The 15,802-nt window shown below is 43.4% G+C and carries 12 protein-coding genes; 7 read left to right on the forward strand and 5 right to left on the reverse strand.

Translation table 11 applies throughout. The features are described from left to right. Nucleotides 1-449: 449 nt before the first annotated feature. From HWQ40_RS05065 to HWQ40_RS05075, 3 genes are all read right to left on the reverse strand, one after another. A complete protein-coding gene (locus HWQ40_RS05065; RefSeq protein ID WP_292775344.1) occupies nt 450-2,558 on the reverse strand; it encodes an NACHT domain-containing protein in 2,109 nt (702 codons plus the stop codon). Between the two features lie 115 nt (nt 2,559-2,673). Then, complete coding sequence (locus tag HWQ40_RS05070) at nt 2,674-3,954, reverse strand: VWA domain-containing protein (protein ID WP_292775345.1); 1,281 nt, start codon at nt 3,952-3,954, stop codon at nt 2,674-2,676. Next, nucleotides 3,951-5,207: a VWA domain-containing protein gene (locus HWQ40_RS05075; protein WP_292775347.1), complete on the reverse strand. Its 1,257-nt coding sequence runs from the start codon at nt 5,205-5,207 to the stop codon at nt 3,951-3,953. The genes HWQ40_RS05070 and HWQ40_RS05075 overlap by 4 nt, the downstream gene beginning before the upstream one ends. 238 nt (nt 5,208-5,445) lie before the next feature. On the opposite strand from HWQ40_RS05075, the gene HWQ40_RS05080 reads away from it, so the two are divergent. From HWQ40_RS05080 to HWQ40_RS05090, 3 genes are all read left to right on the forward strand, one after another. Next, nucleotides 5,446-6,108 (forward strand): ATP-dependent Clp protease proteolytic subunit, encoded by a 663-nt coding sequence (locus tag HWQ40_RS05080; protein WP_179067383.1) that lies wholly within the window; start codon nt 5,446-5,448, stop codon nt 6,106-6,108. Between the two features lie 107 nt (nt 6,109-6,215). Next, nucleotides 6,216-6,827, forward strand: a complete 612-nt coding sequence (locus HWQ40_RS05085) for an ATP-dependent Clp protease proteolytic subunit (protein ID WP_292775349.1) — start codon at nt 6,216-6,218, stop codon at nt 6,825-6,827. Nucleotides 6,828-7,060: 233 nt separating this feature from the next. Beyond that, on the forward strand, nt 7,061-7,687 hold the full coding sequence (locus tag HWQ40_RS05090; RefSeq protein ID WP_292775350.1) for a J domain-containing protein: 627 nt from the start codon (nt 7,061-7,063) through the stop codon (nt 7,685-7,687). 505 nt (nt 7,688-8,192) lie between these two features. On the opposite strand, the gene HWQ40_RS05095 is transcribed toward HWQ40_RS05090, so the two are convergent. Continuing rightward, entirely contained in the window at nt 8,193-9,395 is a 1,203-nt protein-coding gene (locus HWQ40_RS05095) for a PLP-dependent aminotransferase family protein (protein WP_292775351.1), read from the reverse strand. Between the two features lie 134 nt (nt 9,396-9,529). Between HWQ40_RS05095 and HWQ40_RS05100 the strand changes: the two genes are divergently transcribed. The 3 genes from HWQ40_RS05100 (at nt 9,530) to HWQ40_RS05110 (ending at nt 14,199) form a co-directional block, all read left to right on the forward strand. Further along, nucleotides 9,530-10,318, forward strand: coding sequence for a basic amino acid ABC transporter substrate-binding protein (locus HWQ40_RS05100; protein WP_292775353.1), 789 nt, complete (start codon nt 9,530-9,532; stop codon nt 10,316-10,318). Between the two features lie 413 nt (nt 10,319-10,731). Then, the gene (locus tag HWQ40_RS05105) at nt 10,732-12,735 is read left to right on the forward strand and encodes a serine/threonine phosphatase (RefSeq protein ID WP_292775355.1); all 2,004 of its coding nucleotides are present in this window, start codon (nt 10,732-10,734) and stop codon (nt 12,733-12,735) included. 180 nt (nt 12,736-12,915) lie between these two features. After that, on the forward strand, nt 12,916-14,199 hold the full coding sequence (locus tag HWQ40_RS05110) for a protein kinase (protein WP_292775356.1): 1,284 nt from the start codon (nt 12,916-12,918) through the stop codon (nt 14,197-14,199). A 70-nt stretch (nt 14,200-14,269) separates the two neighbouring features. Here HWQ40_RS05110 and HWQ40_RS05115 read toward each other — a convergent pair whose 3' ends face one another. Then, a complete protein-coding gene (locus HWQ40_RS05115; RefSeq protein WP_012407469.1) occupies nt 14,270-14,488 on the reverse strand; it encodes a DUF4327 family protein in 219 nt (72 codons plus the stop codon). Nucleotides 14,489-15,387: 899 nt separating this feature from the next. On the opposite strand from HWQ40_RS05115, the gene HWQ40_RS05120 reads away from it, so the two are divergent. Further along, nucleotides 15,388-15,792, forward strand: coding sequence for a tetratricopeptide repeat protein (locus HWQ40_RS05120; RefSeq protein WP_292775357.1), 405 nt, complete (start codon nt 15,388-15,390; stop codon nt 15,790-15,792). The last annotated feature ends 10 nt before the right edge of the window (nt 15,793-15,802 follow it).

The following is a 15,802-nucleotide window of genomic DNA, read 5'->3' on the forward strand; positions in this document are numbered from 1 at the left end:
TATTTAATCAGCAAAAAGGCTTATTGCTTTCTCAAAACTTTATATTCAATAAGCAAAAAGGCATATTGCTTACTCAAAATGACATTTTGCTTTCTCAAACCCCAGTTTGCTTTCTCATTTTGGTGTTTTCCGCAAGCAAAAGAAGCTTTTACTTTCTCAAACCCCAGTTTGCTTTCTCATTTTGGTGTTTTCCGCAAGTAAAAGAAGCTCTTACTTTCTCAAACCCCAGTTTGCTTGTTTATTTAAGTAATTTCCGCATTCATTTTGGTATATCGTTGAGCCGTTAGCTTGCGATGCCTGCGACGGGCGTAGCCATCGCTTCATTCAATAAGAATCTTTCAATGGCTGACTGTTAACTTTGCTGGCTCGTTGGTTAAATATTAAAGTTCGCCAAGGTTTTAAAGCCATGAACCAAACATTGCAAACTAAGGCTGAACACATTACTCAAACTACAACAGACGCATATTGGCGAAGTGGTCGAGTAGCAAACGGTGGATAAACCGATAACGGCCACCGACTTGTTGAATTAAGCGACGTTGTGCTGCACGGTTGAGAAATTGGGCATAGTTCCAAGGTATGTAGCCACTGCACCAAAGTACCAAACGTAGGGAAACGTGCTGTATGCAGGCGAATCCTCCACCGTAGAATAATGTAAGTAAAAAAGTAGTAGCTTGGATAATATTCAAAATTAAAGTATTCTCACGAGGTATAGACAACTTTTGGTTTAACCAAAAGATGAGAATACGAAGAATACTAAATATAATTGTGATAAAAACTGTGATGAAAAGCGTGTTCGTGAATGATGCCCTAATACCTTGGTTGGGTTTAAATTTAGTTTTTAAATCTGACTTTAGTCCCTTAAATAACGCTCCAATTAGCGCAAAAATCAGCGCAAAAATTAGTCCATACAGCCCAGAAGAAATCAGCACTAGAATCAGCGCATAAATCAGCCTAGAAATCAACCCAGAATTCGGCACTAGAATCAGCGCATAAATCGGCGCTAAAATCAGCCCATAAATCAGCCAAAATTTTAGCCAAAATTTTAGCCAAAATTTTAGCCCTAAAGTAAAATTTTTAAGAAAAACATGAATTTTTAATCGTTTAACTGACAATTGAATTTCTTCGACTGGTTCAATGGAAGAAATATCTAAAATCAGCACAGAAATCAACCCAAAAATCAGCCCAGAAGTCAGCCCAGAAGTCAGCCCAAAAACCAGCCCAAAAATCAGCCCAAAAATCAGCCCAATCTCTTGATCATTCACCGTAAAACTCAGCCCAGAAATTAGCCCAGAAATTAGCCCAAAAATTAGCCCTACAATCAGCCCTACAATCAGCTTATATAACCACTTTTGCTGACGATTTTGCAACCAAGATGGCTGCATATTCTCAATCAAAAACTCCGTCTGCGTTTTTTGCAATCGCTTTGCTAAAAATGCTAAAAAATGTATATTTTTCTTTCGCTGCGGTTCTCCCTTCCCCACAGGCAGCAAATTAAACCTACGCTCGATATAAGCATTAAATAAATCCTGCTTTGTCTGTATTGCCCTTCCTTGATATGCAACCACCATCATTGAGAGTAATAATGGTGTCCTTGCTAATTCCAAAAATTCCGCGTTTCTCTGAATTTCTTGCCACACATCAGGTCTATTCAACTGATTTAAATAATCTTGAATCTGTCTTTCCGACAACTGCTGCAAACAAACCGCACCATGTAACTGTGTAAGCTGTTCTTCCCCTGTATGATATTCCTCTTCCCGACAGCAAACAACCAAATCTCGCTTTGCATCTTCACCCAAATATTGATTAATTGCTTTGATGCATTTTTTCTGTCGTTGCAACCCCAACTCATCCAACCCATCCAACAACGGCAAAATATCACCCCGTTCCAACCAAAACCGACTGATACCAGGTGTTAGATTATATTCCTCCTTGAGTTGAATAATTAACCAATCCAGAATGTTGACGCTATCATCTCGCCATGCCGAAAGTTCAAATATAAAGGGCATTGGGGCTGTATCATCTCGCTTTGCTGTTTCCAATAATTCTTCTGCTAAATTTAGTAGTGTCGTAGTTTTCCCGCCTCCCGGCTGTCCTAAAATTAATAACCTGCCACCGATGTCTTTTCGCTGCAACACTTCCACCATGCGATTAATTTGCTGAGGTGGACTTGTATTCTGATTTGCAGAGATTGTATACAAGGGTTGTAGTGGGTTTCGTCCGACTTTTTCCGGTTGCTCTTGTGCGTCTAGTTCAATCATCAGTGACAAAAGCAGAGAATCTTGCGATCGCTTTTTAACCTTTGTTTCTTTTGCTTCCAGTAGTCGCGGTCTTAAGGTCGGGTCGATTTGTTCTGGTGCGTCTTCTGGCTGCTGCTGTGCCTGTTGATATGTTCCCCATGCAATCAACAGCGTCACAATAATCACAGTACCAATAATTAATAAATTTTTATGCGGGAAATCTGGAATTGAAGGTAATTGATTAATTAAATAACCGATTAAACTTGTGGCAGTTGCGCCAAAAATGAACAAAAAGAGCGGATTTTTGAGCAGCTTGTTCATACAGTAAACTTGAAAGCAAAGAATACTTAAATTGATTATCGCTATGTTTGAGTATTACTGCTGACAGTCTTGACGCGAAACTTTCATACCGTTAATCAGCAACGTTGAATTTTTACTATTCCTGCAAAACGGTCTTTGATACAATCCTAGTTTTCTTCAGGTCTGCTTCGGAAAGTTCTTCCCCAGCTTGCAAGCGGGTGGCTGAGGTTTGCAACACTGTCGCCGCCCCTTTATCTCCGATTTGTAAAGCGGTTTTAGCAGCCGTTTGCAGCATCGTTGCTGCACCAGTGCGATCGCCTTGTTGCAATTTCGCCTCTGCTAACTGAGTTTGGCGATACTTCGCTAATGCTAAAATAGATTGTTGCACCTGTGGATTAGATGTCGGTTCATACGCCCGCACTACATCTGCATACACTGGCATCAAGGGCGAAAGTAAACCTTCTTCGTTAACCAACGGGTCATCATAACGAATTTGTAGATGAGCGATCGCTTGTTTCCCTTCTGGCAATTGTCCCAGATAAATGTTCGCCAAAACTACCCGTTCTACATCCTGCATCAAATCTCCCAAACGTACAGCAAAGCTACCATCAGCTTCGGGTTTCACTGGTAACTCGATTGTGTCTGGGGCAACTTGGGCAATGGGTTTCAATTCTGCTAGTCGGACATTGGGCACTAGAGATAACAGCAAGTAGGCATTAGTTAGCCCAATAGATTGAATCCGTCCAAATAGCCGGCTAAATTGATCCACAGCTTGTTCAGGGCGTTCAATATGCGCTAGAGTCCCACCACCGACATCGGCAATGTTTTCTAGCAAATCCTGATTCCAGCTATTGCCAAATCCGAAAGTGTTGATAGTTAGGTTCAGCTTGGCAGCCTTTTGTGCCAGTTTAAGACAGCGTTTGTTATCATCTCGCCCAATATCCCACTTCCAAATTCGCAAACCGCTTTCACCATGCCCATCTGTCAGCAGAAACGCCTGGGAAACAGCGCCTCTTGTGCCCTTCATCAGTTCTGTAATTCCCAGTTCCAAACCATCAGCGATCGCAGTACCGCCGCTAGCAGTCAGTTTGCTTTTTATTTGAGATTTGATGCTTTCGGGGTCTTCGATCGCTTGGTTAGGGATAATGACTTCCGCAGAACCAGAAAAAGCTACAACTGAGATGCGATCGCCTACTTTCAACCGATCGATTAATCCTTCCACTGCCTGGATCACCGTTTTTATTGGTTGTCCATGCATGGAACCACTTCTATCCAAAATCAAGCAGAGATTAAGGGGGAGATTTTGGTCAGACTCACCAGCGATTGCAAAAATCGTTATTGCTAGTTGACGTTGGCTACTTGTTTGAGCCACATCAACATTATTATCATTTAACGCCGAGAGCAATTTAACTTTCATTGCGGAGGGGTATCTTGCAAAACTGTTTTAGAGACAATCCGGGTTTTCTTGCGATCGCTTTCAGATAAATCTCCACCAGATTGTAGCTGGGTGGCAGAAGTTTGCAACACCGTCGCTGCCCCAGTATCTCCCATTTGCAAGGCAGTTTTCGCAGCCGTTTGTAACATTGTCGCCGCACCAGTGCGATCGCCCTGTTGTAATTTCGTTTCGGCTAGCTGGGTTTGGCGATACTTAGCTAATGCTAAAATAGAATGCTGTACCTGGGGATTCGGGTCTGCTTGATAATTTTTGACTACATGGGCATAAACTGGGATATTTGGTGTAACTAAACCTACTTTGTTAGCGGCTGGATCGTCGTAGCGGACTTGCACATTAGCGATCGCTTGTTCACCTGTTGGCAATTGTCCCAAATAAATATTAGCTAAGATTACCCGTTCTGCATCTTTCATTAAATCTCCCAACCGCACAGCGAAACGTCCATCAGCTTCTTGTTGCAGTGGTAACTCAATTGTGTCTGGGGAAACTTGGGCCACAGGTTTAAGTTCTGCTAGCCGGACATTGGGCATCAGGGAGAATAACAGATAAGCATTAGTCAATCCCACCGTTTGAATACGGCTGAACAGGCGATTAAACTCTTCCACTGCCTGTTCGGGTTTTTGAATATAAGATAAAGTACCTAAGCCAGCATCAGCAATTTTTTCTAAAACATCTTGGTTCCAGTTGTCACCAAATCCCAAAGTATTTAAAGTTAAATTATAGCTAGCAGCCAATTGGGCGAATTTCAAACAACGGTTGTTATCACCGTGTTCATTTTCCCCGTCGGTTAACAAAAAGGCTTGGGAAACAGTATCTTTTTTCCCCTTTGCCAACTCCTCAATCCCCAAGCGCAGTCCTTCATCAATCGCAGTTCCACCATCGGCGGCTAGGCGATTAATTTGCTGCTTGATTTTCTCTGGGTTTTCGATAGTTTGACTGGGTACTAAGACTTTGGCACGGTGATCGAAAACTACCACACTGAGGCGATCGCCAGGATTGAGTCTATCTACCAGACGATTCGCCGCTTTTTTGACCGTTTCTAGCGATCGCCCGTTCATCGAACCACTATGATCGAGAATTAAGCATAAATTCAAGGGTACATGGCGGTCTTGAGTCTCTGCGATCGCCGAAATCGAAATTCCCAACTGACGTTGACTGTTCAGTTGATTTGCGTCCAAATTACCATCATTCAAGGCAGGCTGCAAATTAACCTTCATAACTCAGAGTCCCTATTCAGGATATACATACTAAAAAATAACTTCAAAGCACTACTTTAGCTCTACGGAAAACCTCTCCAACATAAATACATTAATATAATCAGAATATCTTAGAAGCCAAGCATTGGCAGATGCGAAGCCACCTTCAGCATTAGGGAGAAATCCGCACCTTGAGGAAGGCTGGCATCGCGCTAGGATGTATTACAGTTAACGGCATAGTTTCAGGCGATCAGTTGCTATGGACATTTCCCCAATCAAGGCTGTTCAAGCCCCATATTACGGCGATAACTTTTACCGGACACCACCGCCAGATTTGCCTTCCCTCTTATTGAAGGAGCGAATTGTCTATATTGGGATGCCACTGGTACCTGCTGTCACGGAATTAATCGTAGCCGAATTGCTGTTTTTGCAATCCGACGACCCCGAAAAACCGATTAAAATCTATATCAACTCCACCGGCACTTCTGGTTACAGTGGCGAACCTATTGGCTTTGAAACCGAAGCCTTCGCCATTTATGACACCATGAAATATATCAAGCCTCCTATCCACACCATCTGCGTCGGTTCCGCGATGGGTATGGCAGCAATGCTTCTCAGTGCTGGTACAAAAGGTTGCCGCGCTAGTTTGCCTCACTCCTCGATTATCCTGCATCAGCCCAAGAGCTACGCCCAAGGTCAAGCAACGGATATTCAAATTCGCGCCAGGGAAGTTTTGGTAAACAAAGGGGCGTTAGTTGATATCTTACATCGCACCACTGGACAGGCTCCAGAAAAAATTACTAAAGACATGGATCGGCTGTTGTATCTGACACCTTACGAAGCGAAGGAATACGGGCTGATTGACCGAGTTTTTGAGAAAGAAGAACTCGCAAATCCTCCACTCCCTGCCAGTGTCCTTTAGTGAGTGCTGAGTGCTGAGTAGAGACGGGATTAATCGCGTCTGTGCAGGAGTTATGAGTTATTCCTAACTCTCCCACCGCCCCCAAATTATTAAAAACGGAGTAAATTATGCCTATAGGCGTTCCTAAAGTTCCTTACCGGATGCCCGGTGGACAATATACAGATTGGATTAGCATCTACGATCGCCTTTACCGGGAACGGATTATATTCTTGGGGCGTGATATTGATGATGAAATTGCCAATCAAATTATCGCTGTAATGCTGTATCTGGACTCAGACGATCCAGGTAAAGATATTTATTTATACATCAACTCCCCCGGTGGAATGGTTACATCTGGCATGGCTATTTTTGACACCATGCAACATATCAAATCAGATGTAGTGACTATTTGTGTGGGTTTAGCTGCTTCAATGGGGTCTTTCCTGCTGGCAGCTGGCACCAAAGGCAAACGACTAGCGTTGCCTCATTCACGGATTATGATTCACCAGCCTTCAGGTGGCACCCGTGGACAAGCAACCGATATCGAAATTGAAGCTAAAGAGATTCTGCGGATTCGTCACCAGCTCAATGGCATTTATGCTGATAAAACTGGTCAGACCATAGAAAAGATCGAAAAAGATATGGATCGTGACTTTTTCATGTCTGCCGAAGAAGCAAAAGAATACGGTTTAATTGACCGTGTGATTGAAGAACGAACCTCGGTAATAACAGGGGAGTAGGAAGGTAGGGGGCACAGGGGCAGGGAGCAGGGGGAGCAGGGGAAGAATAATTAATTGCCCAATGCCCAATGCCCAATGCCCAATGCCCAATGCCCAATGCCCAATGCCCTTTTATGAACAAACTGTCAACATTGAACTTTAAAATCACAAATTAGCCCTTATTATTAGTAGTTCAGGCGTGAAGCAGATAGCTGATAGCCTATAGCTGCATATTCGATAGCTCATAGCTCAAGATGGATCTTGGAGATTGCTACCGTTTATTGGGTTTAAGGTCGGGAGCTTCTTTTGCTGACATCAAAGCGTCCTATCGGCGATTGGCGCAGCAATATCATCCCGATATCAACCCAGATGACAACAAAGCCAAAGATAAGTTTATTGCGTTGACAGAGGCGTACAAACTCCTACTGACGGTGGTACTGCCAGAGGAAACTGTGGCACATTCAACTCAGGTGTCAACATCTGGTGGGCGTGATGACGCTAAGGCAACGCATAGGCAAAAAACACCAGTAACAACGGTGACAAGTCAAGAATCAGGGAAACCAAAGCCGCCTAATCTGTTGGAAATAGAAGAACGGCTGAAGTGGAAGACTTATGAGCAATTGCAGCGATTTTTGCAAGAAAGACGATTTCCGCAAGCGATCGCCCTGGCAGAAGCTTTAGCAGATCGTTTGTCAACAGATGCAGAAGTCCGTCAATGGCTAGCGATCGCCTATCAAATTTGGGGACGGGCGCTAATTTCCGAAAAACAACTACTCAAAGCCAGAATTTATCTCAAAAAAGCCTTGAAAACAGATCCACATAATAAAAGTCTCTGGTATGAAGTCCAGCGTGATTTCCAGCGCTTGGAGCAAATTTTTTAAAGATTCAAAATTAGCCCTTTCAAGATAGGTAAAATTTTTGGACAATAATTCTTCTTAACTTCTGTGTTATCTGCGACTAATGCAGTTAAATAAATTCCCAAAAAAATGCTGAGTCACCTTGAAAGGGCTAGTTCTGAGTATAAAAATTTTACCAAAAACCTTGATTTTAGGATTCTGTTAGAAAATAAATGTTTTAATTATCGCTTTATTTACAGTTTAAAAATAGGCTCTTATTTTTATTTTCTCAAAGTGATTAAAGAGGGTTAATTACTTTAGCTTTTTGTTACATACTTGGAAATTTTTCTGCCTCGTTTTGCTAATCTGCAAGCTGTCATGCTTCTAAAATGCAGCATTTAGGTCATTTTCAAAAATACAGCATTTGCAATCCTACCTGCGAAGTGTGGGTTAAATTGTTAAGTCCCTTGTTGCTACATCTCGTAAGTTGGAAAGTCTGATCGGAGGTTTCCTGAGATCGGACTTTCCACAAAATCTAAAATTGGTACGATCATCGCTGCCATCCACGTAGCACTGCTCCCAAGGTAGCGATTCCCTCGACAATCTTCTTAGTTGTTTGAAAGCTAAAAGCTAACCTGATGGCATCATCTCCCTGTCCATTGGCGTAGCAGCGAGTTCCTGGCAGAAAGCTGATGCCTTGTTCATTGGCAGCAGTTAGGAGTGCTTTGGCGCTGATGTCTGGCGGCAATTTACACCAAACGAAAAAGCCACCACCTGGTCGCAAAGCAACTACATCACTGGGAAACTCGTGAGCGATCGCTTCTAACAACAAATTACACTTATGCTTGTAGCAGGCGATTAGCTCCTGAATATGATAATCTAGTTTACCTGTAGCACAGTAGCGGCCAACCACATGGCTGACAAATGGCCCCACAGGCCCTTCACTTTTGAACATTGCCAACCGCTCAATAATTGCTGGATTGCCACAAGCCCAGCCTAGCCTGATACCAGGCGCAATGATTTTCGAGAAGGTATTCACGTATAACACCCACCCCTCCTGGTCTAGGCTTGCCAAGGGAGTTACAGCTTCGCCTTGGAAGCGCAAATCGCTGTAGGCATCGTCTTCTACCACCAACACGCCATACTCAGCCGCTAACGCTACCAGTTTTTGGCGGCGAGATAACGGCATAGTAGTGCCTGTGGGATTATGAAAAGTAGGGATAGTGTAAATAAACCTGGGTCGAATACCCCGTTTTTTCAAGTCGCTTAAAGTTTCTTCTAACGCATCTACATCCATTCCCATCTCATCTACAGGAATGGTAATCAGGCGTGCGCCAGCCTGGACAAATCTACTAACTACTCCCAAGAAGGTTGGCCCTTCCACAATTACCATATCACCAGGTTCGATAAATACATCTGGTAGCAAGCCCAAAATCTGACCGGAACCGTAGCCAATAATCACGCGATCGCGATCGGCAGGGATTCCTTGAGCTTGCAAGCGGAGGATTATTTGTTCATAAAGTTGGGCTGAAGGTGGCCCGTAATTGAGAGCGATCGGAGCTTCTTCTGCCAGTACAGCAGCACTTGCAGCAGACAAGTCAGCATGGGGAAAGAGAATTGGGTCAGCTAGACCATAGGCAAAGCTGACGCTGATGATTTTGGTTAACTCAGTGCCGTAAGTTGGTGGTGTCAGATTTCTAGCTCTTTCGGCGAATAAATCAGCAATTTGGTAAGCAGAAGTGGTATAAGCCATAAGCAATTCAAAATTGGGAGTCAGAATATAGAACACACACAAAGGCAATTAGCGAAAAGTCATACGTATGTATTCTTTCTTATAACATCATGACAAGTATCGTAAATCTTGATTACTAGAACAAAATTACTATAGTGAAATTAATTAACTTCAAGTGGCAACAGCTAATTCTAAGCTTAGGCTGCCTACTACTGATTATTGCCTGTCAGAGTTTATATCCCAATAACCCAGACGCTAAATCTCTCAAGGTGGCCACAGACCCCACCTTTGTCCCTTTTGAAATCCAAACAGCTAGCGGTAACTTGGAAGGCTTTGATATTGATTTGATGAATGCGATTGCTAAAGTAGCAGGTTTTGCAGTCCAGTTTGAAAGTCTGCCCTTTGATGGCATAATCTCGACCTTGCAAGCCAAAAGAGTTGATGCAGCAATTAGTGGAATCACAATTACCGCAGAACGCCTGAAAACAATTGCTTTTTCACGACCTTATTTTAAAGCCGGACTTGCGATCGCTGTCCGCGAAGACAATCAAAATATTAAAGACTTCAATAGTCTCAAAGGCAAAAAAATTGCTGTCCAAATTGGTTCCACTGGGGCAGATTTTGCCAAAACCATCCCCAACACCAAAATTAGTACTTTTAATTCTGGGCCAGAGTTTTTCCAAGACTTACTCAATGGCAACGTTGATGCTGTGATTAGCGATGCTTTCGCAACTTTGTATGCGATTAAAAATGGCAAACTCAAAGGCATCAGAGTTGTTGCGGATTTCCTCACTGAAGAATACTACGGGATTGCTATGCCCAAGAATTCCCCCCATTTGGATGCAATTAACAAAGGTATAGCGAGTTTGTTATCCAATGGCAATTACAAGCAAATTTATCAAAAATGGTTTAAAGTTGAACCTCCACAATTGCCAGACTCTTGACAATTGGGGATTGGGCATTGGGGATTGGGCATTGAAAAGAGACAAGGTAGACAAGGAAGAGGGGGGAGATAAGGGAGAGACTTGTTCAATAATTACCCCTTCCTTATCCTCATTGTCCTCATTGTCCCCCTTGTCCCCCTTGTCTCCTCATCTCCCCTGCTCCTTTGCTTCTTCCTCATCCCCGTCATCTTCTCCATTCCCTATGCCCCATGCCCCATTCCCTATTCCCCATTTATTAAGGAATTAGGTGCCAATATATGAAATATTTATCTAATATGCGTCACAATTAATACTGCCACCAAAATTCATTGATAAACTACAATCTACTGTAGTCAGGGACAGCCAATTGTGGCACCTTGGATCTTAGTGGCTAGAAGCACCTTGGAACGAACGGGAATAAAGGAACTTCCACTATGCTGATTTGCCCTCAGTGTAAATTTGAAAACCCCAATAGCAATAAATTCTGTCAAAACTGTGGCACGTCCCTGACTCACAAGGTCTGTCCTGAATGCAGTACCGATGATGTACCTGTGAATGCACTACGTTGTCATAACTGTGACACAGAATGTGGAACAGTGTTTTGGGCAATTATTGCTAAAGAAACGACTGGGGAAGCTTTGAGAGTAGAAGGGGATGTAGGAGATGTCAGAGGTGAGGGAGGTGAGGGAGATGAGCAAGCAATACCCTCCTCATCTCCTGTATCGCCTAGTTATCAGATTACATTAGGCTCCTATTTAGACTCCCAAGAGCGCTATCAATTGATAGATACGCCACTTGCCCAGACGGAAACTGCCATTATTACTGATGTAGGTGTGAGAGTTCTAGACTGCCAGCCGTATCAAATATCACCCATTGAGGCCATACTAGCAAGTCAGGAATCAGATTTGCTAACGCCATCAGCAGAAGCGAGTGAAATTCCTCGCCTTGCTAAAGCTTATATTGCTTTACAATCCCAAGGTGAGCGGGGGATACCGCCGATTCACGACGCATGGCAGCAAGGTGATATACAGGTATTAATAATCGAAAACCGCTCAGATTGGCAGCATTTACTCGACCTGTGGCAAGAAGAAACAACCAGTTCGTTAAAAATTTTACACTGGTGTTATGAAATGACCCAACTTTGGGCAGTATTGGAACCAGTAAATTGTCGTCAAAGCCTTTTAGATTTGTCGAATTTGCGATTGGATGAAGACCAAACGTTGGCACTACAAAGGTTGTATGTGGAGTCATCGAATTCTCAGCCCGCCACGGAGTTGTTAGAAGATGCCCAAAGCCAAACATCTGCCATTCCAGAAGAGCCGTTAACTATCCAAGCTTTGGGAAGGGTTTGGCAAGCACTATTTAGACAGTCGCAACGGACTCAATTTGGCTCCGTAGTCCAGATGTTGGGGGATTTAGAGGTAGGTAAGATTCAGACGATCGCCCAATTGCGATCGCGTTTGGAGGAAATCTCTATTGAACTGGAAGCACTAGGAACCGCAACTTTGCCCCCAATAAAGGAGAAAAATACTGCTGTGTCCACCATCCCGCAATCAGACGAGTTAGAAGATATCATTAGCAAAACTGATGATATGCCAACTGTTGTGCTGGCGATGCAGTTAAGTAGCTTAGAAGATGCAGGACGCACAGATGTGGGGCGTCAACGTCATCATAACGAAGACTACTTTGGCATTGAAACCAAAATTCATAAACTGGAGTTCCCCAAAAGTCGAGTCTTAGAAGGGCATGGTTTGTATATTCTTTGTGATGGTATGGGTGGACACGCTGGCGGCGAGATAGCCAGCGAGTTAGCAGTCAACACCCTACGGCAATACTTTCAAGAACACTGGATTGCCAACCAGCTGCCAACAGAAGATAGCATTCGTGAGGCAGTGTATTTAGCTAATGAGGCGATTTACAAGCTCAATCAACAAGATGCCCGTTCTGGAGTTGGGCGTATGGGTACAACTTTAGTAATGCTTTTAATTCAAGATACTCAAGCAGCAGTTGCTCATGTGGGAGATAGCCGTCTCTATCGGCTGACGCGTAAGCAGGGACTAGAACAAGTCACAGTAGATCACGAAGTTGGGCAACGAGAGATTAACCGAGGAGTGGAAGCAAGCATAGCTTACGCCCGCCCAGATGCCTACCAACTTACCCAAGCCTTGGGGCCTCGTGATGAAAACTCGATTAATCCCGACGTAGGCTTTTTCGACATCAATGAAGATACTCTTCTGCTGTTGGCATCAGACGGTTTATCAGATAATGATTTACTAGAAACCCATTGGCAAACTCACTTAGAACCCTTACTTAGTTCTGGCGTTAACTTAGAACGGGGCGTTACAGATTTAATTGATTTGGCAAATCAATACAACGGTCACGACAATATTACTGGTATACTTATTCGGGCAAAAGTACGCCCAAATCTGGAAAGTTAATCATAAACGGGGAATTGGGAATGGGGCATGGGGAAGAAGCAGGGGAGCAGGGGAGCAAAGGAGCAGAGGAGAAATTGCAGTAAGTTTTTCCCCTCTGCCCCTCCGCACCTCTGCCTCTTGTGCCCAATGCCCAATGCCCCATTCCCAATTCCCTAATCCATTTACCTTATAGGTTACATTGTGGTTAGTCTGACCCTGTTAGAACCGCAACAGAAAACTCCCCTTCAGCAGTGGTGCTTTGAAAACTCCTCCATAATTCGGATTGGTCGAGCGGCAGATAATCACGTTGTTTTAAATGATAGTTTAGTTTCGCGGCATCATCTAGAACTGAGAAAAGTCGGTGACGCTAGCAATGGCGATGCTTGGCAGCTGATTAGTCAGGGTACAAATGGGACTTTTCTCAACGGTATCCTTGTAATTCAGAGTCCGTTACCAGATAATTCCCTTTTGCAATTGGCACAGGGAGGCCCAATACTGCAATTCCAAATTCAGGATGTAACAGTACTGGAAACTGGTTTGCGATCGCAACAAATACAAGGAACAGAAGAAAACGCTGCCGAGACACTTTACTCAGCAAAAAAACCGGCAAATTTATCTTCCACTTGCACGCACGAAGGCAATTCCCCAAACAATCTGTTTTGTATCCACTGCGGTCAACCTCTCTCAGTCCAACAGAGAATTCGCCATTATCAGGTGTTGCGAACTCTCGGACAAGGAGGTATGGGTACTACCTATCTCGCTTGGGATGAGGCTGGTCTGATTGCGGGTATGCCACAACTGCTGGTGTTGAAGCAAATGAATGCTGATATGGTGAAAATTGTCAAAGCTCAAGAGTTATTTGAGCGAGAGGCGCACACTCTCAAATCTCTTAACCATCCTGGAATTCCCAAGTATTATGACTTCTTTGTAGAAGCAGGAAAAAAATACTTGGCAATGGAACTAATCCACGGACAAGATTTGGAGAAACGTGTCTATACCACCGGCCCAGTAACACCGAACCAAGCGATCGCTTGGATGATCCAAACCTGCGATATTTTAGACTATCTTCATAGCCAAGAGCCTCCACTGATTCACCGCGATATTAAACCCGCCAATTTAATGGTGCGAAGTTCAGGAAATCGCATAGTGGTGCTAGATTTTGGCGCAGTTAAGGAAATTGGCACAGCGCCTGGTACTCGAATTGGTGCAGAAGGTTACTGCTCTCCTGAACAAGAACGAGGACAACCTTTGACTCAATCTGATTTGTATGCAATTGGACCAACGCTGATTTTTCTGCTCACAGGCGAAAACCCTTTCAAGTATTACCGCCAACGAGGGCGAAACTTCAGGTTTGATGTGGCAAAAGTTCCCACCATTAGTTCCCAGTTAAGAGATGTGATTGATCGCGTTACAGAACCATTGCCACGCGATCGCTATCAAAATGCAAAGGAATTGGCTGCGGCCTTAGCTGCCTGTAAAGTTTAGAGAGTCGGGAGTGGCTAGAGATGCGATTAATCGCGTCTAGGGAGTGGCGAATATTAAAAATTCCTATTCCCTATTCCTCATCCCAAGTTTCTACAGCTAGCAATTCACTAACTGGGTCTTGCATACTAAAGCCAAAGTCAAGCAGTTCTTGTTTCCAGTGCTGCCATTCATTACCATATAGCAAAGCGATTTTCCAGATGCTATCGCTTGGCTTGATAATATTCGATTCTATGAGTGATTGCACGTTGCGCTGCAATTTCACCATTGGGTGAATCACTTGCTGAGTCATAACCTCGATTGAATTCTGATTTTGTGGGTAAATGCTTAATTAAAACTGCTTCCCATTCTGCAATTGTTGCCGGCCCGTAGAGTGGTGTTATTTGGTAAAGCTAGTCTTAACTTTTTAACTATACCATAACAAACTCTACTAAGTTACTGGTAAATTCGGTTTTGTACGGTAATTACCACCAGAAAATCTCAATTTTACCAAGCAGTCCTGAAACTTTTTGCAGAAGCCAGACAAAAGTTTTGGGAGAAAGGGTAAGGGATGTTTATGTTTACCCTTTTTCCTTTAACCTTTGCCCTTTTGTTTTTCCTCTTTACCTCTACCTTTTTTCCGCAAGAGTGCAACACTACCTTTCGTAAGATATCTATTGTGGACGCCGAGCAGAATAATTAGTCCTCAGGGAAGTTCCACTAAGTAGTGTGACTGAGGACTACTGGGAAAATTCTGTTTGTTTAAATTAGGAAAAATATGCTTGCTTGTTGAAGAAGCTATAGGATACGGACTAGTTTGAAAGTTTTTGACTGACAGGGAAATTTGCTATTGAGTAGAAATGTCTACTCTTTCTGTTGATTTAAATGTTATTTAGAATATCGCAAACATCTGGCTTTAGGCAAAATAATTGCAAATCTTTATATATTTTTTATGTTTTGCTCAGAGAATAAGACCTGTTAGGTAACAGGGTGGGGTTTTGCTTTGAGGTAGTAGGAGCGAGTAAACTACGCATGGCAAAATTGTTGGTACAGCATGGGTTTAGCATAAAGTTCCCTTGTCTCCAGAGTCAGCATTTGAAGTTTGTGTAAAAAATTTTTAGCGAGGATGTTAGTTTCTGTTGAGCAGATGGGTATCCTCAGAACGGGAGGCTTGCTGATACCTAAGTATTTACCGCAGCAAGTATGTGAGGCATGGCTAGTTCGGAGGCAGAATACTTAATTACCCGCAAAAAGCAGATTCAGCGGCGACAAAAGATTGTCACGATAGTGTCGATGTTCTCGTTTTTTGGTTCTACGGTATTTGCAGTTATTCCAGCAATCCAACAGGCTACTCAACCTAAGCCAGCAACTGCGTCTGCTTCTCCTGAGTCAGGATTACAGCAACAGGCACAGGGCTACGAGTTGGTTTTACAACGGGAACCAGAAAACCAACTTGCTTTAGAGAAACTGTCTGTGCTGCGGTTGCAATTGAAGGATGCTAAAGGTGCGATGAAACTTTTGGAAAAGCTGGTGAAGTTGCACCCTGAGCGACAAGATTACAAAGTTGTATTAGAGCAGATTAAGAAGCAAGAGGGTAAGAACGTCTCCGCTCAATAAAAATGGGGCG

This window comes from Nostoc sp. NMS9 (assembly GCF_017114995.1).
In the GTDB taxonomy this organism is placed as follows: domain Bacteria; phylum Cyanobacteriota; class Cyanobacteriia; order Cyanobacteriales; family Nostocaceae; genus Nostoc.